The sequence below is a fragment of the Halomonas sp. H33-56 genome (assembly GCF_040147035.1).
Taxonomy (GTDB): Bacteria; Pseudomonadota; Gammaproteobacteria; order Pseudomonadales; family Halomonadaceae; genus Halomonas; species Halomonas litopenaei.
Map to the genome: position 1 here is coordinate 305,959 of NZ_JAMSHP010000001.1, position 18,935 is coordinate 324,893.

Sequence of the window (18,935 nt, forward strand, 5' to 3'; positions counted from 1 at the left end):
TCAGCTTTACTGCACCAGTCCAAGCATCCCGCTCAGGTACAGCGGGATCACCAGCGGCGCGGCCAGTGTAGTGATCAACACCGCCAGGGCGCCCTTTTCGGGCGCGATGCCGAGCTCCATGGCCACCACCACTACGTTGGCGGCCATGGGCACCACCCCGATCAACAGCAGCGCCAGCGCCATGTCCTGTGACAGCCCGGTGGTGGCCTTGAGCAACAGGACGGCGCCCAGCATCAGCAGTGGCCACAGCGCATAACGCACCGCCACGCAGGCGCCGATAAAGCGCCCATCCAGCGAGCGCACAGAAACTCGGCCCAGGGTCATGCCGATGATCATCATGCCGAGCAGGGTGTAGGTTGCCGGAAACACCGACATGGCATCGGTCACCGCCGCTGGCACCGTCATGCCGACCCCTTCCACCAAAAGCGCCGCCAGGAAGGCGTAGATCAGCGGCAGCCTGGCGATCTTGAGCAGGCTGTCGCGCACCGTAAAGCGGCCGCGGGCGCTCAGATAGAAGCCGACGGTGAACTCGTAAAGGGTGACGCCGAGTGCGCAGAACAGGTACAGGGTGACGCCGGAGGGGGGCAGCAACACCAGCGCCACCGGCAGACCAAAGTAGCCGGTGTTGCCGGTGCCGGCAGAAAACGCCAGCACCGAGCCTTCCTCATCCCCCAGCCAGCGCTTGCCCAGCCGATTGATGAGCACGGCCACCAGGCTTGCGATCACGAACAGGGCGGCGGTCAGGGCGAGGTAGACCGGCGTCGGACCGCCCAGTACCAGCGCGCGGAAGAAGGTCAGCGGAGCGATCAGGTAGATCAGCATGGTGGCGATGGGACGAGGGTCGACCTTGAGCCGCCTGGCGGACAGGACGCCGAGGGCGACAAAGGCGAGCAGGGTCCACAGGGGGCCCATCAGCGAGGTCGGGTCGACGGCCATGTTCATCATCCTTGGGTGCCAGGCCCCGTATCATGCCGTCTGGGCGCGCCGGTGTCAGCCCGGGCCGGCTGCCGAGGTCATTTTTTAGAACACATGGTTATGAGTCTCACTTTTCTTATATGAAGAGAATTGAAGTTTACCCGCGAAACTTTCATTGGTCGGGGTGAGGCCGAGTCGCCACAATGGCACCCATCACCTTTACGGCCGCCGATTTGCGGTAGCCTGACACGCTTCACGAGGACCCCGAGATGAGCGCACAAGAGCACCCGCTGGGCATCAGCTTCGAATTCTTCCCCCCGAATACCGACGCCGGGCGGGAGAAGCTGATGCGCAACCGGGACCTCTTGGCCGAGCGCAACCCGCGGTTCTTTTCCGTCACCTACGGTGCCGGCGGTTCCACCCAGAATCGCACCATTACCACCGTCAATGCGGTGCGCGAGTGCGGCATCACCACCGCGCCGCACCTGTCCTGCGTCGGCAGCGAGAAGGCCCAGCTGCGCGAGCTGCTGACCGACTACAAGGCCCAGGGCATCAATAGCCTGGTGGCCCTGCGCGGTGACCTGCCTTCCGGCATGGGCGGCATCGGCGAGCTGCGCTACGCCAACGAGCTGGTGGAGTTCATCCGCGAGGAGACCGGTGATCACTTCGAGATCGCGGTGGCGGCCTACCCGGAGTCTCACCCCCAGGCGGCGAGCTTCGAGTCGGATCTGCAGAACTTTGCCCGCAAGATGAATGCCGGTGCCAATCTGGCGATCACCCAGTACTTCTTCACCGCCGACGCCTACTTCCACTTCGTCGAGCGGGCCCGACAGCTTGGCGTGGAAGCACCGATCATCCCCGGCATCATGCCAATCACCAACTACTCCAAGCTGGCGCGCTTCTCCGACGCCTGCGGTGCCGAGATCCCGCGCTGGATTCGCAAGCAGCTCGAGGCGTACGGTGATGACAGCGCCGCTATCGCCGACTTCGGCGAAGAGGTGATCTCGCGTCTGGCCCAGCGCCTGCTCGACGGCGGCGCCCCGGGGCTGCACTTCTACACCCTCAACCAGGCCGAGCCGACGCTGAAGATCGTCGACAACATCACCGGCCGCTCATGACACCAACAACAACGCTGGACGGGTCGCGCTAGCCAGTCGCGACCACAACAACAAGAACGTCGGCCCCGCCCTGTGCGGGGCCGACGTCGTTCTGGGGGAGGGTAGAGAAACGAAGAAGCCTGGCCGTTGGGCGCAGGCTAACGGCGGGCGGCCGTCGTCATGAGGGGAGTCCCAGGCACGAAAAAGCCCCGCCATGGGGCGGGGCCAGAGGGCGGGGCCAGAGGGCGGGGCTCAAGGTGCGGGGTTAAAGGGGGGCGGGGTTCAGCCTGCGGTGGCGCTGCGGGTGCCGCCGCCGCTGGCGCGCTGCATCACGAACAGGCCGATGGCGATGGCCAGCCCTGCCAGGTCGGTGACGATGCCACCGTAGATCAGGCACAGGGCGCCGATCAGCATCACCAGCCGCTGCCAGGCCTTCACCGGTCCGAAGAACCAGGCCTGGACGGTGGCCGCCAGCAGCACGATGCCGATGGTGGCGGTGGTGCCGACCCGCAGGATCTGGGGCCAGTCGCCTTCCATCAGCATGGCCGGGCTGTAGAAGAACATGAACGGCACGATGAAGGCTGCCAGACCGATCTTGAACGAGGCCACCGAGGTGCCCATGGCGTTGTCGCCGGAGATACCCGCCGCCGCGTAGGAGGCCAGCGCCACCGGCGGGGTGATCGCCGAGACCACCGCGAAGTAGAACACGAAGAAGTGCGCCACCAGCGGCTGGATGCCGATGTCGATCAGGCCTGGGGCGACCACCGAGGCGGCCACCGCGTAGGCGGCGGTGGTGGGCATGCCCATGCCCAAGAGGATCGAGATGCACATGGCGAAGAACAGCGCCAGCAGCTGGCTGACACCGGCCAGGCCCAGCAGCAGCGACGAGAAGCGCGCGCCGACGCCAGTCAGGGCGATGACGCCGACGATCAGGCCGGCGCAGGCACATACCGCGATGATCTGGATCGACATGGTGCCGGCCAGGCTGAGGGCCCGCAGGATGGAACGAATGCCCATCTTGTGGGGTGACAGCCAGCTCACCACCGCGGCGGAGGCGGTCGCCAGCGTGCCGGCGCGGATCACCGAGTAGCCCATGAACAGCGCTGTAATCAGGATGATGATCGGGGCGAACAGGTAGACCTGCTTGATCAGCTTGGAGAACTGCGGAATCTCTTCCTTGCGCATGCCGCGCATGCCCTTGCGGGCCGCCTCGAAGTCGACCATGAAGTAGACCGAGGCGAAGTACAGGATCGCCGGGATCAGCGCGGCCACCGCGATCTCGGTATAAGGAATACCGGTGATCTCGGCCATGATGAAGGCGCCGGCACCCATGATCGGCGGCATGATCTGGCCACCGGTGGAGGCGGCCGCCTCGATGGCGCCTGCGCTTCTGGCCGGATAGCCGACCTTCTTCATCAGCGGGATGGTGAGCGAGCCGGTGGACACCACGTTACCGGCGCTGGTGCCGTTGATCATGCCCATCAGGCCGGAGGCGAAGATCGAGACCTTGGCGGGGCCGCCACGGGCGCGACCGGCGCCGGCGAAGGCGAAGTTGACGAAGTAGTCACCGACCTTGGAGGCCTGCAGGAAGGCCGCGAAGATGATGAACAGGATGATATAGGTGGAGGACACCGCCGTGGTCGGGCCGAGGATGCCGGCGTCGGTGTAGACCTGGCTGAAGAAGCGCCCCAGCGACAGTCCCGGATAGCCGAGGAAGCCCGGCAGCCAGGGGCCCATGAAGACGTAGGCCAGGAAGATGGCGGAGATCACCACCAGCGCCAGACCGGCGACGCGGCGGGTCAGCTCGAGGATCAGCAGCGAGCCGGAGATGGCGGCCCAGCTGATGCCCATGGGCGCGAAGGAGGTGCCGGTGGAGGCGCGCAGCGGACTGTTGAAGACCACCAGCAGGTAGCCGGCCACGGCGGCGGCGCAGACCATCAACACGACGTCGGCCAACAGCAACTGGTGGCGGGCCTGACGGGGAAACCAGGAAAGCGCAATGGCACCGACGGTGGCCAGGATCAGCGGCGCGCCGTAGTGCCAGTTTTCGATGGCCGGCTCGATGCGCATGGCGCCGCCGGCCATGGTCTGCTGCATCAGCACCACCTGGATCAGGGCGTAGCCTGCGGGCAGCAGCAACGCCAGGGCGATCACGCTGGCCCAGCGCGGCGCACCGTCCTGGCCGTCCTCGACGAAGCGCGAGCCGGTGTAGAGGCCGAAGCCGAGGATCAGCGCGCCGGCGATATGGATGATGCGAAACGACCAGGTCTCGATGGGGTAGATATTGAGCGAGACCAGGTGAAAGACGGTGTAGGCCACGGCGAGTACGCCGAACAGCCACCACTTGCCGCCCTGGAAGACACGGCGATTGGGTTCGACGGCTTCGTCGTCGACGCCTGAGGCGACGATGGGTTCGACCGAAGCGTCGGTCGCATCCTCGTCGCGGGGAGAATCTGGGGTGTGGGTCATGGAGCGATACCTTGAGAAACGGACGACCGGCCGGGTGCCCGCCCGCGGACTGGCCACGGGCGGGTGATCCTGATTACTGCTTGATCATGGACGGATCGATCTCGTAGCCGTTTTCCTCGTACCAGCGCGCGGCGCCGGGGTGGAACGGCAGCACGGTGTTGTACTGAATGTTCTCGGGAATGGTGGTCGCGGCACTGCGGTGCACGTCGAGCATCTTGTCGTTGTTTTCCATGGTCAGCTTGGTGACCTCGTAGACGAAGTCCTCGGGCAGATCGCAGCCGGCGATGGCGAAGTTCCACATGGACACCGCACGGGCGTCTTCCTCGAGGGTGGTGTAGGTGCTGGCCGGGATCTGGAAGGCCGAGACCGGGAACTTGTCGAGGACCTGCTGCTGCTCTTCCTCGGTGAATTCAACGATGTTGACGTCGGTCTGCACCTCGAGCTGGCTGACCGCGGGGATCGGAATGCCGGCGGCGAAGGCGATCACGTCGAGCAGGCCGTCCTGCAGCTGCCCGCCCAGGTCGGACCAGCCACCGTTGCGGCGATCGAAGTTGACGCCCAGCTCTTCGAGGATGGCCGGGAAGTAGGTGTCGGAGGTGGAGGCTGCCGGGCCGAAGCCGATACGAGCGCCGTCGGGAATCTCGGAGATCGAGGTGATGCCGCTGTCGGACAGGGCGGTGATGGAGAACGGCGTCTCGTACATCGGGAACATGGCGCAGACGTTGTCCATCTTCACGCCGGGGGCCAGCGGGCTCTTGCCGTTCACCGCGTCGGAGGCGGGACCCATGGTGGTCAGGCCGAAGGCCACGTCACCGCCGTGCACCAGCGCCAGGTTCTGGGTCGGGCCACCGGTGACTTCGCCGCCGCCGGACAGACCGAGCTGGTCGGCGACCAGGTTGGCCCAGCCGGAGCCGTAGACGAAGTAGGTGCCGCCCTGGCTCGCGGTGCCCACGGTGAAGCTTTCAGGCCAGTCTTCACGGTCTGCCTGGGCGGCAGCGGACACCAGCAGGGTGCCGGCGAAGGTGGTGGCGAGGACGCCGGTGAGGAGCCGGGTAGAGGTGCTCATGCAATGTCTCCCAATGCGATGGACGTTGTGGTTATCGTGCTGCGGTCTCAAGCCTAGACGCCAAGACCGAGCCTGACCGGACGTCGGTCAACGCAAGAGGTATCGCAAGGGATGTGCCCGACCCAAGGATTTATCTGTAAATCAGTTGGTTATTAAAGAGGCTTTAGACATTGGTCGAAAATGTCGACAAGGCCTTTGTCCGAAGTTTCGCACGTTTGCCGAATTAGAGTGTGCGGATATCCGCACACCCTTGAGCGTAAAAGCGTCGCGTGCTGAATCAGTGGCGTTTGCCGGGGTCGAGAATGCGAACCGGCTGGATCTCTTCAGTGGCGGGGGCTTCGGACTCCCGGTTGACCCGTGTGGCGAGCTCTTCGACCACGTCGTCCTCGATCGGCAGCTGTTCGAAGAAGTCGCAGCTGACGCACTCACGGTAGCGCACGCCATTCTGCTCCCAGGCGCGGATACGGTCCATGGCGGCGCAGCGGGGGCAGACGACGCCGGCGATAAAGCGTTTCTTGACGGTCATGTCGGTCTCCACAAATGGCAACGCCCCCGCTGTCGGCGGGGGCGTCGACGAGACGGATGGTCAGGCGGCGCGGATGCCGCTGTGGCGCAGCAGCGGTTCGATGCTCGGCTCGCGGCCGCGGAAGGCCTTGAACAGTTCGGCGGCATCCCTGGCACCGCCCTGCTCGAGGATCTCGCGGCGGAAGCGAGCGCCGGTCTCGGCGTCGAAGGTGCCGGCCTCCTCGAAGGCGCTCCAGGCGTCGGCGGACAGCACCTCGGCCCACTTGTAGCTGTAGTAGCCCGCCGCATAGCCACCGGCGAAGATGTGGCCGAAGCTGTTCTGGAAGCGGTTGAATTCGACCCGCGGTACCACCGAGACCTTGGCGCGGACATCGTCCAGCAGCGCCTGGATGTCGGCGGCAGACGGCGCTGCTGGCTCCAGATGCAGGCGGAAGTCGAACAGCGACAGCTCGACCTGGCGCAGCATGCCCATGGCGGACTGGAAGTTCTTGGCCGCGGTGAGCTTGTCGAACAGCTCGTCGGGCAGCGGCTCGCCGGTGTCGACGTGGCCGGAGATCAGATCCAGCCCTTCACGCTCCCAGCAGAAGTTCTCCATGAACTGGCTCGGCAGCTCCACCGCGTCCCAGGCCACCCCGTTGATGCCCGAGACGTCGGCCACCTCCTGGCGGGTGAGCATATGGTGCAGGCCGTGGCCGAACTCGTGGAACAGGGTGGTGACCTCGTCGTGGGTCAACAGCGCCGGCTTGTCGCCCACCGGGCGGGTGAAGTTGCAGGTCAGGTAGGCCACCGGCAGCTGCAGCTCGACGCCATGACGACGACGCACCCGGCACTCGTCCATCCAGGCGCCGCCGCGCTTGCCTTCCCGGGCGTACAGGTCGAGATAGAAGCCGGCGATGGGCTGCCCGTTCTCGAGCACCCGGTAGAAGCTGACGTCCTCGTGGTAGCTGGGGGCGTCGGGATCCTGCTCGACCTGCACGCCGTAGAGGCGCTCGACCACGCTGAACAGCCCGGCGACCGCCTTGGGCGCGGGGAAGTAGGGGCGTAGCTGCTCCTGGGAGATGGCGTAGCGGGCCTCGCGCAGTTTCTCGCTGGCGTAGCCCACATCCCAGGGGGCGAGTTCCTCGAGCCCCAGCTCGTCACGGGCAAAGGCCTCGAGCTCGCTGAATTCCTGTTGGCCCTGGGGCAGGGCCCGTCTGGCCAGGTCGTCGAGGAAGCCGATGACCTCGCTGGGGCTGTCGGCCATCTTGGTCGCCAGCGAGTAGTCGGCGTAGCTGGAGAAGCCCAGCAGCTCGGCCATCTCGCGGCGCAGCGCCAGGGTCTCTTCCATGATCGGGGCGTTGTCGTACTCGCCTGCGTTGGGGCCTTTCTCGGAGGCCCGGGTGACGAAGGCGGTGTAGACCTCACGGCGCAGCTCGCGGTCTTCGGCGTAGCTCAGCACCGGGAAGAAGCTGGGGAAGTCCAGGGTGATGCGATAGCCCTTGTTGCCCTTGGCCTCGGCGTTGGCCGCCAGGGTGTCCAGGGCGCTCTGGGGCAGGCCGGCCAGACGGTGGTCGTCGTCGAGTTCCAGCGCCCAGGCCTGGGTCGCGTCCAGCAGCTGGTTGGAGAAGGTGCTCGACAGACTCGACAGGCGCGTGCGGATTTCCGCCGAGCGCTGTTTCTTGTCTGCCGGCAGGTCGACGCCGGCCAGGCGGAAGTCGCGCAGGGCGTTGTCCACCGAACGCTGGCGAGCCTCGTCGAGCTCGGCAAAGGCCGGGCTGTCCTTGAGCGCCTGCCAGGCGCGGAACAGGCCTTCGTGCTGGCCGATCCAGGTGCTGTAGGCGGAGAGCTTCTCGAGACAGCCGTCGTGGGCCTCGCGCAGCTCCGGTGTGCTCATGGTCGAGTTGAGGTGCGATACCGGCGACCAGGCCTGGGCCAGGCGATCGCTCATCTCTTCCAGCGGCGCCGCCAGGCTGTCCCAGCAGGGGGTGTCGCGCTCGGCTTCGGCCACCAGCTTCTCGACGCCTTCGCGCAGCTCCTCGAGCAGTGCTTCCACCGCAGGGGCGACGTGCTCCGGGCGAATTTCGCCGAAGGGCGGCAGGGTGTGGCGTTCTAGCAGCGGATTGCGGGACATGGGCACCTCTCGGGAATTCGACAATGGTTCAGTAAATGCGGGCGACTGCCGGCGGTTTCAATGTGCTAGTCTTGCGGCCTTCGTTTTTCTCGATCTGGACACCGAAAGACCATGAACCAAACGCTGGAACGCTGGAGTTCGCGCCGCGCCTTTATCCTGGCCGTGACCGGGGCCGCCGTCGGTCTTGGCAATATCTGGCGCTTCCCCTACATCACCGGGGAGAACGGGGGCGCCGCCTTCCTGCTGCTCTATGTAGGCTTCGTGGTGGTGCTGGGCCTGCCGGTGATGATGGCAGAGATCATGATCGGCCGGGCCGGTCGGCGCAGCCCGATGCAGTCGCTCGCTGAGCTTGCGCGTCAGCGCGGCACCTCGAGCCACTGGAAGTGGCTGGGGCTGTTCGGCGCCTTCACGGTGTTCTGTATCCTGTCGTTTTACTCGGTGGTGTCCGGCTGGTCCATCGACTTTATGGTCAAGGCCTTCAGTGGAGGCTTCGCTGGCCAGAGCGCGCCGCAAATCGGCGCAGGCTTCGACGCCTTCCTGGCTGACCCGCTGCGGATGACGCTCAACCATACGCTGTTTCTGGTGATGACCATGGTGGTGGTCGCCGCCGGCGTGGCCAAGGGCTTGGAGCGCCTCAATAACCTGCTGATGCCGGCGCTCTACCTGCTGCTGATCGTGCTGGCCGGCCACGCCGTGACCATGGACGGCTTCGGTCCGGCCATGGCCTGGCTGTTCACCCCGGATTTCTCGGCGCTGACGCCGATGGTGCTGGTGCACGCCATGGGACATGCCTTCTTCACCCTGGCGGTGGGGGCCTGCGCGCTGATGGCCTACGGCGCCTATATGCCCGACCACCAGAGCCTGCCTGGCGCCGCCGGCGCGGTGGCGGTGCTTGATGTGCTGGTGGCGCTGCTGGCCGGTATTGCGATCTTCTCGGTGGTGTTCACCCAGGGCATGGACCCGGGGGAGGGCCCGGGGCTGGTGTTCGTGACCCTGCCGGTGGCCTTCGCCGAGCTGCCTGGCGGGCCTTTCTGGCTGGGGCTTTTCTTCCTGCTGCTGCTGCTGGCGACCTGGACCTCGTCGATCAATCTTGCCGAGCCGATGGTCTCGACCCTGGTGGGCTGGGGGCTGTCGCGGCGCATGGCCGCCCTGGCGGTGGGCCTGTGCGTATGGTTGGTGGGACTGCTGTGCGTGCTGTCGTTCTCGAGTCTGAGCGACGTCCACCTGATCGGCGAGATGAACTTCTTCGGCGTGGTCAGCACCATTCCGCCGGAGATCTTCCTGCCGCTGGGCGGTCTGCTGATCGCCATCTTTGCCGCCTGGGTGATGCCTGAACAGGAAGCGCTGCGGGCTCTGGATGCGGGGCCCAATGGCTTTCGCGTGTGGCGCGCCGTGGTACGCTGGGTGTCGATTCCGCTGGTACTGGTGGTGCTGTTCAGCGGTCTGCTGTAGTGCCGCGACCGACCGGCGCACAACCTTCAGGAGAGACAGCGATGGCAGACAGGGTGGCAACGGAAGCGCACGATGGTACGCCGGGGTATCCGGTGATCCGTTCCTGGCAGGGCGTAAGCCCCAGGCTGGGCGCGCGGGTCTATATCGACCCCCAGTGCATGGTATTGGGTGACGTGGAGCTGGGCGACGACTGTTCGGTGTGGCCGATGGCGGTGATTCGCGGAGACATGCACCGGATTCGCATCGGCTCGCGCACCAGCGTGCAGGACGGCAGCGTGCTGCACATCACCCACGCCAGCGACTTCAATCAAGGCGGCTGGCCGCTGACCATCGGCGATGAAGTCACCATCGGCCACAAGGCGGTGCTGCATGGCTGCACCCTGGGCAATCGGATTCTGGTGGGCATGGGCGCCATCGTCATGGACGGGGCGGTGGTCGAGGACGAGGTGATCATCGCCGCCGGTGCGGTGGTGCCCCCCGGCAAGCGCCTGGAAAGCGGCCACGTCTACGCCGGCAACCCGGCCAAGGCGCTGCGCCCGCTGAAGGATGCAGAGCGCGCCTTCTTCCCCTACACCGCGGGCAACTACGTCAAGCTCAAGGATCAGTACCTGGCCTCGGCCGGATAGCCCCCGGACACAGTACCGTGTGAGTGACAGTGTTCAAATGGCCGCAACATTTTGGATGCAGCGTTCCGATCTAAAATGTTGCGTGTCATGCCGTTCCTACGCTCAAGAAATAGCTGCCGACCGAGTGCATGACAAAAATTGTCATCATTAGAAAAAAGCTAACCATCCTGTAAAGGAGGCTTTCTCGACAGCGACGAAATAATCCCAGCAGTGCAACGATAAAGCAGAGAATGGCGATTGTGCCAAATAAGTCGCTGTCAGCAAGAACGGCCAAATAGCCATCGACTCCAAAGTTTGTCACCGATCGAATTCCATAAAGTTCTGAATCCTGGATTCATAGAATAATTGCAGCACTTTGGACCACGAGGCAGAGGGCTCGTGCGCCAGTAAGTCGATGCGGAGGAGAAGCGAGGCGAATTCACCAGAGTGGAATGGCGTTTTGCCTACGCGGCGTCGCGAAGACTGGATCATGGGCACCGCTGCCGCTGCCGCTGCCGCTGCCGCTGCCGCTGCCGCTGCCGCTGCCGCTGCCGCTGCTCGTGAGGCTGAGGCTGTGAGTGCGGCAAGGTGCAAGATGCGAATTCCCCGCGTTTTACTCAACCGATTGTTTCTATTGAACTGCCGGGCGATAATCTGGTCATTTATCCAGTATATGCCTTTTCGAGGAGCCCGCCCGGCATGGCCAACTTCCGCACCCACCTCAGCGTGGCCGCCGCCGGCGGCGCGGTGCTGGCCCATGGCGGCTGGCAGGCGGGGCTGTGGTCGGCGCTCGACAGCCTGCCGATGCTGGCGCTGACGACCCTGGGCGGCATCCTCCCCGATATCGACTCCGACAGCTCCAAGGCGATCCGGCTGATCTTCAATCTGATGGCGGTGCCGGCGGTGGTGGCCGGCGCGGTGATGCTGCAGGAGCGGTTCTCCGACGGCACCTTGCTGCTGGTGTGCGGCGCCATCTATCTGGCGGTGCGCTATGTGGCCGGCGCGATCTTTGCCCGCTTCACCGTCCACCGGGGGCTTTGGCACTCGCTTCTGGCCGCGGCCATGTGCGGCCTGGCGACCGCGGCGCTCAGCCACCATCTGTTCGCACCACCGGACGCCATGGCCTGGGCCCACGGCGGCGCCCTGACCTTTGGCTTTGCCATCCATCTGTTGCTCGATGAGCTCTACAGCGTGGATCTGAACGGGGCGCGACTGAAACGTTCCTTCGGCACCGCCTTCAAACCGTTTGACTGGGGTGATCCCGGCAACTCTCTGGCGATGCTGTGCGTGACCCTGAGTCTGGCGCCCTGGCTGCCGTCCTGGGACGCGCTGCAGGGGCTGGTCGATCAGGGCGTGGCGCTGGTGTCGGGGCGCTGGCGATAGTCGTCGGGCTTGAGGGCGTGCTTCTTGAGCTTGTCGTAGAGGGTCTTGCGCGGGAGTCCCAGGTGCTCGCAGACCTCGTTGATACGGCCGTGGTGGCGGGCCAGCGACTGGCTGACCAGCTGTTTCTCGAACAGCTCCACCTGCTGGGGCAGCGGCAGCTCGCCACCGTCGCTGCCGACGCCTTCCATCAAGGCGTCGAGGCGGTAGTCGCAGGTGCTGCCGAGCAGCACGTAGCGCTCTGCCAGGTTGCGTAGTTCACGGGCGTTGCCGGGCCAGTCGTGGGCCAGCAGCGCGGTGACGCCGGCCGCGTCCAGCGGCGGCGCTTCCATGCCGCTGCGGCTGGCGGCCACCGCGGCGAAGTGGTGAAACAGCAGCGGGATGTCCTCGCGGCGCTCGCGCAGCGGTGGAATCATCAGGGTCACCACGTTGAGGCGGTAGTACAGGTCCTCGCGGAACTCGCCGGCCTCGGCGGCCGCCTTGAGGTCGATCTTGGTGGCGGCGATCACCCGAATGTCGAGTGTCACCGGGGTATTGCTGCCCAGGCGCTCGACCTGGCGCTCCTGCAGTACCCGCAGCAGCTTGACCTGCAGCGCCAGCGGCATGGACTCGATCTCGTCGAGGAAGACGGTGCCGCCGGCGGCATGCTCGAACTTGCCGATGCGCCGCTCCACCGCGCCGGTAAAGGCGCCTTTCTCGTGGCCGAACAGCTCGGATTCGATGGTGCTCTCGGGCACCGCGCCGCAGTTGATGGCGACGAAGGGCTTGCCGCCTCGGGCGCTGCGCTCGTGGATCGCGCGGGCCACCAGGTCCTTGCCGGCGCCGGTCTCGCCGAACAGCAGCACGTCGGCCTCGACCTGGCTGATGCGCTGGACCATCGACGACAGCCGCTTGATCGCCGGGGTGCGCCCTACCAGACGTGGGCCTGGCGCGGTCTGCTGGGCCTCGAGCTCGGCCTTGAGGAAGCGGTTTTCCAGGCTCAGTCGACGCTTCTCGACGCCTCGCCGCACGACCTCGCCCAGGCGTTCACCGGGAAACGGCTTCTCGAGAAAGTCCCAGGCGCCTTCCCGCATGGCCTCCACCGCTGTGGATACATCGCCATGACCGGTAATCAGTACCACCGGCAGGTCCGGGTCGCGCTGACGAATCTCTCTGAGCAGGCTCATGCCGTCCATGCCGGGCATGCGGATATCGCTGATCACCACCCCGCTGAAGTCCCGGTCCAGGGTGGCCAAGGCCTGTTCGGCGCTGGGAAAGGGCAGCGGTCGATAGCCTGCCAGTTCCAGCGTCTGGCCCAGGGTGACCCTCAGGTGCTCTTCATCGTCGATGATCATCACGGGGGCTTCGTCGGTCATGTGGCGTGGCTCTCATCGTGGGGCGGGAGGACGTGCTCGGCCTGGGGCAGCTCGATGGTAAAGCGTGCTCCGCCCAGAGGCGAGACACCGGCCTGCAGGCGGCCGCCGAGATCATCGATGATCCGTGCGGAGATGGACAGCCCGAGCCCCAGTCCGGCGCCGGGGGCCTTGGTGGTGTAGAAGGGCTCGAAGACCTGGCGGCGCTGGTCCTCGGGGACGCCGGGGCCGTTGTCGTCGACCCATAGCCTGACGCGGCCATCGGCGGCGGCCACGCCCAGTATCAGCTGTGGTGACGGCGTCTGTGCCATGGCCTGGAGCGCATTGCCGATCAGGTTGACCAGCACCTGCTCGAGTCTGACCAGGTCGGCCAGTACCCAGGGCGCTTCCTCCGGGGTGTCGAACACCACCTCGACCTGCTGCTCGCCGAGGCGTGCCTTGAACAGGCGCAGGGCGTAGTCGAGGCAGGCACGGGTCGACACCGGGCTTGGCGGCTCACCGCTCTTGCGCGAGAACTGGCGTAGCTGGGCGCTGATCTCGGCCATACGGCCGGTGAGTTCGATGATCTCGCCGAGGTTGGCGTCGACGGTGTCGTGGCGCTGTCGGGCGAGAAAGCCCCGGGCGTTCTCGGCGTAGGCGCGGATGGCCGCCAGTGGCTGATTGAGCTCGTGGTTGATGCCGGCGGCTAGCTGGCCGAGCACCGCCAGCTTGGCGGCCTGGGTCAGCTCGTCACGGGTCTGGCGCAGGGTCGCCTCGGTGCGCCGGCGCTCCTCGATCTCGTCGGATAGCCGGCGATTGGTGGCGAGCAGGTCGCGGGTCCGGCTGGCCACGTTGCGCTCGAGCTCGTCGCGGGCTTGCGCCAGGGTGGTGCGCTCACGCTCGGCGAAGGCTTCGCGCTCCCGGCGCAGTCGGTGGCGCTGCCAGCCGATGCCTCCGGCCAGTGCCAGCAGGCCGTATAGACCACCCCCCATCAGCATCGCCTGCCACTGGGCCTCGATCACCGGGGCCATGGGCTTGAGGATATGCATCTGCCAGCCCAGGGTGGGAAAGTCCCGAGTGACGCCAAGGTAGTGCCCGGACGCCAACGGGCCGCTGTCGAAGCCCACCAGTCTGGCGTCGTTGGCGAGGTGATCGACGACCTCGAGGCCGCTCGGTTTCAGCGCTTCATCGGCGTAACGCCGGGAGTCGCGCAGCTCGGCCAGGCGCGGTGGCGCCAGCGGGGTGAGAGAGGTCAGGCGCAGCTCGGGTTGGCTGGCCATGAACACGATACCGTTCTGATCCACCACCAGCAGGCTGGTCCCCGGACTCTGCCAGCTCGCCTCCAGCGTATCGACGCGGACCTTGACCACCATCACCCCGGCCGGGGTGGCGTCGGGATTGACCTCGTCGAGCCAGACCGGTGCCGAGAAGTAGTAGCCGCGATCCATCGATACCACGCCGAGGCCGTGGAAGCGGCCGTAGTGCCCGGCGATGGCGTCCTGGTAGTAGGGGCGAAAACGATAGTTCTGGCCGATGAAGTTGTCGGGGCGGTGCCAGTTGCTGGCCGCCAGGGTGGTGCCCTCGGCGTCGAGCAGGTAGATGTCGGAGACGCCGGTGGTACTGCGGAAACGGTTGAGCAGTCGGTTGAGCGGCATCACGTCCTGGCCGTCCGGGGCGCTCAGGTATCGCTTGACGGTTTCCCGGGTGGCGAGCAGTTCCGGCAGGTATTCGTGGCGTGACAGGTAACCGGTCAGGCCAGTGGCGGAAAGCCTGAGTTCGGTATCGGCATCACGCTTGAGCGAGGCCAGCGCCTGTTCACGGGCCAGGGTGGCGCTCTGCCACAGCACCAGGGCGAGACCCAGCGCCAGCGCCAGCGCCAGGGTGCGGCGATTCAGCCAGCGTGACCAGCGTCGCATCGACTAGCGCGACCGGCGCGGCGGCATGACCTGGGCACGCCGCAGCGCTCGCTGCGAGCGGGTCTCGGCGCGCTCCATCTCGAGCAGACCCTCTTCGACGTAGACCAGGTGTTCGTGGGCCAGCGCCTGGGCGTCTTCGGCGCGCCCCTCGAGGATGGCGTCGAGCAGTGCCCGATGCTGCTGCATCAGGCGGGGGCGTGCCTCTGGCTTCTCGAACAGATGGGCGAGATTGTCGACGATACTGCGTTCCAGCAGGTGGAAGATGCCGCGAATGGTGTGTAGCAACAGGACGTTGTGGGCGGACTCGGCGATCGCCAGGTGAAAGGCGGCGTCGGCCTTGGCCTCACCTTGGGGGTCCTCGCCGAGAAAGGACGTCTCGAGCTCTTCGAAGCGCTGAATCAACAGCGCCCTGTCGGTGGGTGTCGAGCGCAGCGCCGCATAGTAGGCTGACAGGCCTTCCATGGCGTCACGGAATTCGAGCAGGTCCAGGTGGAACTCGCCGTGGCGAGACAGCATTTCCAGCAGCGGGTCGCTGTAGCCGCTGTTGAGGGCCTCGGTGATATAGGTGCCACCGCCCTGGCGGCTGACCAGCAGGCCGCGGGCGGCCAGTTTCTGGATCGCTTCGCGCAACGACGGGCGCGAGACACCGAAGCGCTCGGCCAGTTCGCGTTCGGGGGGCAGGCGCTGGCCGGGGGTCAGGCTGCCTTCCAGAATCAGCGCCTCGAGGCGCTCGGTGATCACATCGGCCAGGCGAGGCTGGCGCACGGGCTGGTAGGCCATGGCGGTTTATCATCGACGTGGGAACGAGGCCGCCAGTGTAACGACAACTAATTGGTATTACCAATAAACGGGGTTGTCCTGTTGCCTGTCCTGATCCTCGTTCTTCCCAGATTATCAACCTGTTACGTTCACAGCCATCGGGACATAGACCAAAGTATAGCGCAAAGTCCGAGCAAAAATCGGCGTCTGGTTTGACACTCTGGAAGAGCGAACCTACTGTGCCTAGATTCGGCGTTGTCAATTGGTTTTACCAATTTACTCCAACTCTATCCCTGGCGGTCGTTGGCAAGACCGATGATGCTCCGGGGGCCTCGGTTCCGGCGGTGCAGACGAGGCGTGCAGCGGTAGCCTGCTCGCCTCTGTTGTGCCGCTATTGATACCGGGAACAACGACAACGTCCTGCCGTGCCTGACCCTGAGGACCCCGCGATGACCGCCGTCAAGCTTTATCCCCCTCGCCCCGACAAGGTCTACCTGTTCGGAACCTGTCTGATCGACATGCTCTATCCCGAGGCTGGCCTCGATGCCGTTCGGCTGCTCGAGCGGGAAGGGATCGAGGTGATCTTCCCCGACGACCAGACCTGCTGCGGCCAGCCTGCCTACACCTCGGGCTATCACACCGAGGCCAGGGCGGTGGCCAGGGCCCAGCTCGATCTGTTCCCCGAGCCCTGGCCGATCATCGTGCCGTCCGGCTCCTGCGGCGGCATGATGCGTACCCACTATCCCTCGCTGTTTGCCGGCACCCCCGAGGAGGCAAGGGCCAGGGAGGTCGCCGATCGGGTGTTCGAACTGACCGAATTCCTGGTGCACGTCTGCCACCTGACGCTTGAGGATCGAGGCGCGCCGGAGAAGGTCGCCATGCATACCTCGTGCAGCGCCCGTCGCGAAATGGGCCTCGCCGAGACCGGCCCCGCGCTGCTGGCCAAGCTCGGCCAGGTCGAGCTGGTGGAGCAGGAGCGGGCCAGCGAATGCTGTGGATTCGGCGGGACCTTTGCGGTGCGCCATCCGGAGGTGTCCGGTGCCATGGTCGAAGACAAGAGTCGTGCCATCGAAGCCGCCGGCGCCGAGCGTTTCGTGACCTCCGACTGTGGCTGTCTGATGAACATCGCCGGGCGTCTGGCCCACCGCGACAGCACGCTCGAAGGCGAGCACATCGCTTCCTATCTGTGGCGGAGGACCTCATGAGCCAGCCTGTTCAGACCTTTACCCCCCAGGCGTTCCATCGTCAGGCCCACGAGGCGCTGGAGAATCCGCAGATCCGTGCCAACTTCCGCAAGGCGATGGACGGCCTGATGGGCAAGCGGCGCAAGGCCTTCGACGACTGGGACCTGGAGACCCTGCGTGAGCTGGGGGCCAATATCCGGCTACGTGCGCTGTCGAAGCTGCCCGACCTGCTGGAGCAGCTCGAGGCCAACTGCGAGGCCAATGGCATCCGCGTGCACTGGGCCGAGAATGGCGAGCAGGCCTGCGAGCTGATCACCGAGATCTGTCAGCGTCATGGTGCGTCCTCGGTGATCAAGGGCAAGTCCATGGTGTCCGAGGAAATGCACCTGAACGCCCACCTGGAGAAGGCTGGCATCGATGCCCTGGAGTCGGATCTGGGCGAGTACCTGGTGCAGCTCAACGAGCAGACGCCGTCTCATATCATCATGCCGGCGATTCACCTCAATACTGGCGAAATCTCCGACATCATGCACGAGCGCACCGGGACCGAGCGCACCACCGACGTGGACGCGATGACCGCAGCGGCCAGGGCCCAGCTGCGCGAGCGTTTCATGACGGCGGATGTCGGGGTGTCCGGGGTCAATTTCGCGGTGGCCGAGACCGGTACCCTGTGCCTGGTGGAGAACGAGGGCAACGGGCGCCTGACCACCACCGCGCCGCCGGTGCACATCGCCGTGACCGGCATCGAGAAGGTGGTCGAGCACCTGGCCGACGTGCCGCCGCTCTACGCCCTGCTGACGCGCTCTGCCACCGGCCAGCACGTGACCACCTACTTCAACATGATCAGCTCGCCACGCAAGGCCGACGAACACGACGGTCCCGAAGAGGTGCATCTGGTGCTGGTCGACAGCGGTCGCTCGCGGGTCTACCAGGACGATGAACTGCTCGACACCCTGCGCTGCATCCGTTGCGGCGCCTGCATGAACCACTGCCCGGTGTACACCCGGGTCGGCGGTCACACCTACGGCACCACCTACCCGGGGCCGATCGGCGCCATCCTGATGCCGCACCTCATGGGGCTTGAAGCGACCAAGGATCTACCGTCGGCGTCAAGCCTGTGCGGCGCCTGCGGTGAGGTGTGCCCGGTCAAGATCCCGATTCCGGACCTGCTGGTGCGACTGCGGCGTGAGGCCGTGGGCGACGGCGTCGGCAACGTGCCAGGGGCCGGGGTCAAGCGCTCGCGCAAGGAGGTCGCCGCGTGGAAGAGCTGGCAGTGGCTGGCTACCCATCCCGGAGCCTGGCGAGGCGCTACCCTGGTCGCCGGCAGCTTCCGTGCGCTGGCGCCGTCCCACCTGGGGCCCTGGACGCAGTACCGCAGCGCCCCGAAGCCGGCCAAGACGTCACTTCACACGCTGATCAAGCGTCATCGCAAGGAGCAGGGCGAATGAGTGCCAGAGACAATATCCTGGGTCGCCTGCGCGATCGCCAGGGCGGACCGCTGTCGGCCCCCGACAGCGACTTCGGCGTGGTCACCGGGCGCCAGTGGTCGCGCCACGAACGACTCGAGCGCTTCGAGCACTGGATCTCCTCGGTGCATGGCGAGGTGATTCACTGTGACTCTGCCGGCTGGACCGAGACCCTCGCCAGGGTGCTGGCGGACAAAGGCGTCAAGCGCCTGGCGCTGGGCCGGGAGCATCCGGTAGCGCAGCAGGCCCGTGAGGCCCTGGCGGATCATGAGGTCGAGCTGGTCGACGCCGACCGTGACATCGAGGGCTGGAAGCGTGAGCTGTTCGACGGCGTCGAGGCTGGCCTTACGTCCACCCGTGGCGCCATCGCCGAGACCGGCAGTCTGTGGCTGTGGCCGACCCCGGATGAACCGCGTCTGCTGAGCCTGGTGCCGCCTTTGCATATCGCCGTGCTCGATGCCGACAGCGTCGAAGACACCTTCTTCGATGTCGTCACCGGGCAAGGCTGGGCGAGCGCCATGCCGACCAATGCGCTGCTGATCTCGGGGCCGAGCAAGACCTCGGATATCGAGCAGACGCTGGCTTACGGCGTACACGGTCCAAGAGAACTGGTGGTCATCCTGCGCGACGCCTGATTCACCGTGCTCGCGTGCGACACCT

General features: G+C 65.9%; 16 protein-coding genes. 8 read left to right on the top strand and 8 right to left on the bottom strand.

Annotated features, from left to right (window positions below; translation table 11 throughout):
• Window positions 1-6: 6 nt before the first annotated feature.
• A complete protein-coding gene (locus NFH98_RS01395) occupies window positions 7-936 on the bottom strand; it encodes an AEC family transporter (protein WP_348827454.1) in 930 nt (309 codons plus the stop codon).
• 248 nt (window positions 937-1,184) lie between these two features.
• On the opposite strand from NFH98_RS01395, the gene metF reads away from it, so the two are divergent.
• Window positions 1,185-2,033 (top strand): methylenetetrahydrofolate reductase [NAD(P)H], encoded by an 849-nt coding sequence (metF, locus tag NFH98_RS01400; RefSeq protein WP_108131758.1) that lies wholly within the window; start codon window positions 1,185-1,187, stop codon window positions 2,031-2,033.
• 261 nt (window positions 2,034-2,294) lie between these two features.
• On the opposite strand, the gene NFH98_RS01405 is transcribed toward metF, so the two are convergent.
• From NFH98_RS01405 to prlC, 4 genes are all read right to left on the bottom strand, one after another.
• Entirely contained in the window at window positions 2,295-4,481 is a 2,187-nt protein-coding gene (locus tag NFH98_RS01405; protein WP_124805095.1) for a TRAP transporter permease, read from the bottom strand.
• A 73-nt stretch (window positions 4,482-4,554) separates the two neighbouring features.
• Window positions 4,555-5,547 carry a TAXI family TRAP transporter solute-binding subunit gene (locus NFH98_RS01410; protein WP_045992233.1) on the bottom strand — a complete coding sequence of 331 codons (993 nt, stop codon included), beginning with the start codon at window positions 5,545-5,547 and terminating at the stop codon, window positions 4,555-4,557.
• 277 nt (window positions 5,548-5,824) lie between these two features.
• Window positions 5,825-6,073: a YheV family putative zinc ribbon protein gene (locus NFH98_RS01415; RefSeq protein WP_108449991.1), complete on the bottom strand. Its 249-nt coding sequence runs from the start codon at window positions 6,071-6,073 to the stop codon at window positions 5,825-5,827.
• A 60-nt stretch (window positions 6,074-6,133) separates the two neighbouring features.
• Window positions 6,134-8,182, bottom strand: coding sequence for an oligopeptidase A (gene prlC / locus NFH98_RS01420; RefSeq protein WP_348827455.1), 2,049 nt, complete (start codon window positions 8,180-8,182; stop codon window positions 6,134-6,136).
• A 111-nt stretch (window positions 8,183-8,293) separates the two neighbouring features.
• Here prlC and NFH98_RS01425 point away from each other — a divergent pair, with 111 nt between their 5' ends.
• The 4 genes from NFH98_RS01425 (at window position 8,294) to NFH98_RS01440 (ending at window position 11,622) form a co-directional block, all read left to right on the top strand.
• The gene (locus tag NFH98_RS01425; RefSeq protein ID WP_045992230.1) at window positions 8,294-9,634 is read left to right on the top strand and encodes a sodium-dependent transporter; all 1,341 of its coding nucleotides are present in this window, start codon (window positions 8,294-8,296) and stop codon (window positions 9,632-9,634) included.
• A 41-nt stretch (window positions 9,635-9,675) separates the two neighbouring features.
• Entirely contained in the window at window positions 9,676-10,260 is a 585-nt protein-coding gene (locus tag NFH98_RS01430) for a gamma carbonic anhydrase family protein (RefSeq protein WP_348827456.1), read from the top strand.
• Window positions 10,261-10,691: 431 nt separating this feature from the next.
• On the top strand, window positions 10,692-10,817 hold the full coding sequence (locus NFH98_RS01435) for a hypothetical protein (RefSeq protein ID WP_349622113.1): 126 nt from the start codon (window positions 10,692-10,694) through the stop codon (window positions 10,815-10,817).
• A 121-nt stretch (window positions 10,818-10,938) separates the two neighbouring features.
• Window positions 10,939-11,622: a metal-dependent hydrolase gene (locus tag NFH98_RS01440; protein ID WP_045992228.1), complete on the top strand. Its 684-nt coding sequence runs from the start codon at window positions 10,939-10,941 to the stop codon at window positions 11,620-11,622.
• Here NFH98_RS01440 and NFH98_RS01445 read toward each other — a convergent pair.
• Genes NFH98_RS01445 through NFH98_RS01455 form a run of 3 tightly spaced genes read right to left on the bottom strand, consistent with a single transcriptional unit; the run spans window position 11,586 to window position 15,646 of the window.
• The gene (locus NFH98_RS01445; RefSeq protein ID WP_213227304.1) at window positions 11,586-12,974 is read right to left on the bottom strand and encodes a sigma-54-dependent transcriptional regulator; all 1,389 of its coding nucleotides are present in this window, start codon (window positions 12,972-12,974) and stop codon (window positions 11,586-11,588) included. The two genes, NFH98_RS01440 and NFH98_RS01445, sit on opposite strands and share 37 nt — an antisense overlap.
• The gene (locus tag NFH98_RS01450) at window positions 12,971-14,866 is read right to left on the bottom strand and encodes a sensor histidine kinase (RefSeq protein ID WP_287163486.1); all 1,896 of its coding nucleotides are present in this window, start codon (window positions 14,864-14,866) and stop codon (window positions 12,971-12,973) included. The genes NFH98_RS01445 and NFH98_RS01450 overlap by 4 nt, the downstream gene beginning before the upstream one ends.
• A 3-nt stretch (window positions 14,867-14,869) precedes the next feature.
• The gene (locus tag NFH98_RS01455; protein WP_045992225.1) at window positions 14,870-15,646 is read right to left on the bottom strand and encodes a GntR family transcriptional regulator; all 777 of its coding nucleotides are present in this window, start codon (window positions 15,644-15,646) and stop codon (window positions 14,870-14,872) included.
• A gap of 428 nt (window positions 15,647-16,074) precedes the next feature.
• Between NFH98_RS01455 and NFH98_RS01460 the strand changes: the two genes are divergently transcribed.
• The 3 genes from NFH98_RS01460 to NFH98_RS01470 are packed head-to-tail and all read left to right on the top strand — an operon-like array spanning window position 16,075 to window position 18,910.
• Window positions 16,075-16,830, top strand: coding sequence for a (Fe-S)-binding protein (locus NFH98_RS01460; RefSeq protein WP_045992224.1), 756 nt, complete (start codon window positions 16,075-16,077; stop codon window positions 16,828-16,830).
• Window positions 16,827-18,257 carry a LutB/LldF family L-lactate oxidation iron-sulfur protein gene (locus NFH98_RS01465; protein WP_348815188.1) on the top strand — a complete coding sequence of 477 codons (1,431 nt, stop codon included), beginning with the start codon at window positions 16,827-16,829 and terminating at the stop codon, window positions 18,255-18,257. Before NFH98_RS01460 ends, NFH98_RS01465 begins: the two co-directional genes overlap by 4 nt.
• On the top strand, window positions 18,254-18,910 hold the full coding sequence (locus NFH98_RS01470) for a LutC/YkgG family protein (protein ID WP_108449986.1): 657 nt from the start codon (window positions 18,254-18,256) through the stop codon (window positions 18,908-18,910). The genes NFH98_RS01465 and NFH98_RS01470 overlap by 4 nt, the downstream gene beginning before the upstream one ends.
• Window positions 18,911-18,935 lie beyond the last annotated feature (25 nt).

Bases quoted from the DNA above. Each gene is read 5' to 3' on its own strand.
- NFH98_RS01395 (WP_348827454.1), bottom strand. From the start codon at position 936: ATGGCCGTCGACCCGACCTCGCTGATGGGCCCCCTGTGGACCCTGCTC.
- metF (WP_108131758.1), top strand. From the start codon at position 1,185: ATGAGCGCACAAGAGCACCCGCTGGGCATCAGCTTCGAATTCTTCCCC.
- NFH98_RS01405 (WP_124805095.1), bottom strand. From the start codon at position 4,481: ATGACCCACACCCCAGATTCTCCCCGCGACGAGGATGCGACCGACGCT.
- NFH98_RS01410 (WP_045992233.1), bottom strand. From the start codon at position 5,547: ATGAGCACCTCTACCCGGCTCCTCACCGGCGTCCTCGCCACCACCTTC.
- NFH98_RS01415 (WP_108449991.1), bottom strand. From the start codon at position 6,073: ATGACCGTCAAGAAACGCTTTATCGCCGGCGTCGTCTGCCCCCGCTGC.
- prlC (WP_348827455.1), bottom strand. From the start codon at position 8,182: ATGTCCCGCAATCCGCTGCTAGAACGCCACACCCTGCCGCCCTTCGGC.
- NFH98_RS01425 (WP_045992230.1), top strand. From the start codon at position 8,294: ATGAACCAAACGCTGGAACGCTGGAGTTCGCGCCGCGCCTTTATCCTG.
- NFH98_RS01430 (WP_348827456.1), top strand. From the start codon at position 9,676: ATGGCAGACAGGGTGGCAACGGAAGCGCACGATGGTACGCCGGGGTAT.
- NFH98_RS01435 (WP_349622113.1), top strand. From the start codon at position 10,692: ATGGCGTTTTGCCTACGCGGCGTCGCGAAGACTGGATCATGGGCACCG.
- NFH98_RS01440 (WP_045992228.1), top strand. From the start codon at position 10,939: ATGGCCAACTTCCGCACCCACCTCAGCGTGGCCGCCGCCGGCGGCGCG.
- NFH98_RS01445 (WP_213227304.1), bottom strand. From the start codon at position 12,974: ATGACCGACGAAGCCCCCGTGATGATCATCGACGATGAAGAGCACCTG.
- NFH98_RS01450 (WP_287163486.1), bottom strand. From the start codon at position 14,866: ATGCGACGCTGGTCACGCTGGCTGAATCGCCGCACCCTGGCGCTGGCG.
- NFH98_RS01455 (WP_045992225.1), bottom strand. From the start codon at position 15,646: ATGGCCTACCAGCCCGTGCGCCAGCCTCGCCTGGCCGATGTGATCACC.
- NFH98_RS01460 (WP_045992224.1), top strand. From the start codon at position 16,075: ATGACCGCCGTCAAGCTTTATCCCCCTCGCCCCGACAAGGTCTACCTG.
- NFH98_RS01465 (WP_348815188.1), top strand. From the start codon at position 16,827: ATGAGCCAGCCTGTTCAGACCTTTACCCCCCAGGCGTTCCATCGTCAG.
- NFH98_RS01470 (WP_108449986.1), top strand. From the start codon at position 18,254: ATGAGTGCCAGAGACAATATCCTGGGTCGCCTGCGCGATCGCCAGGGC.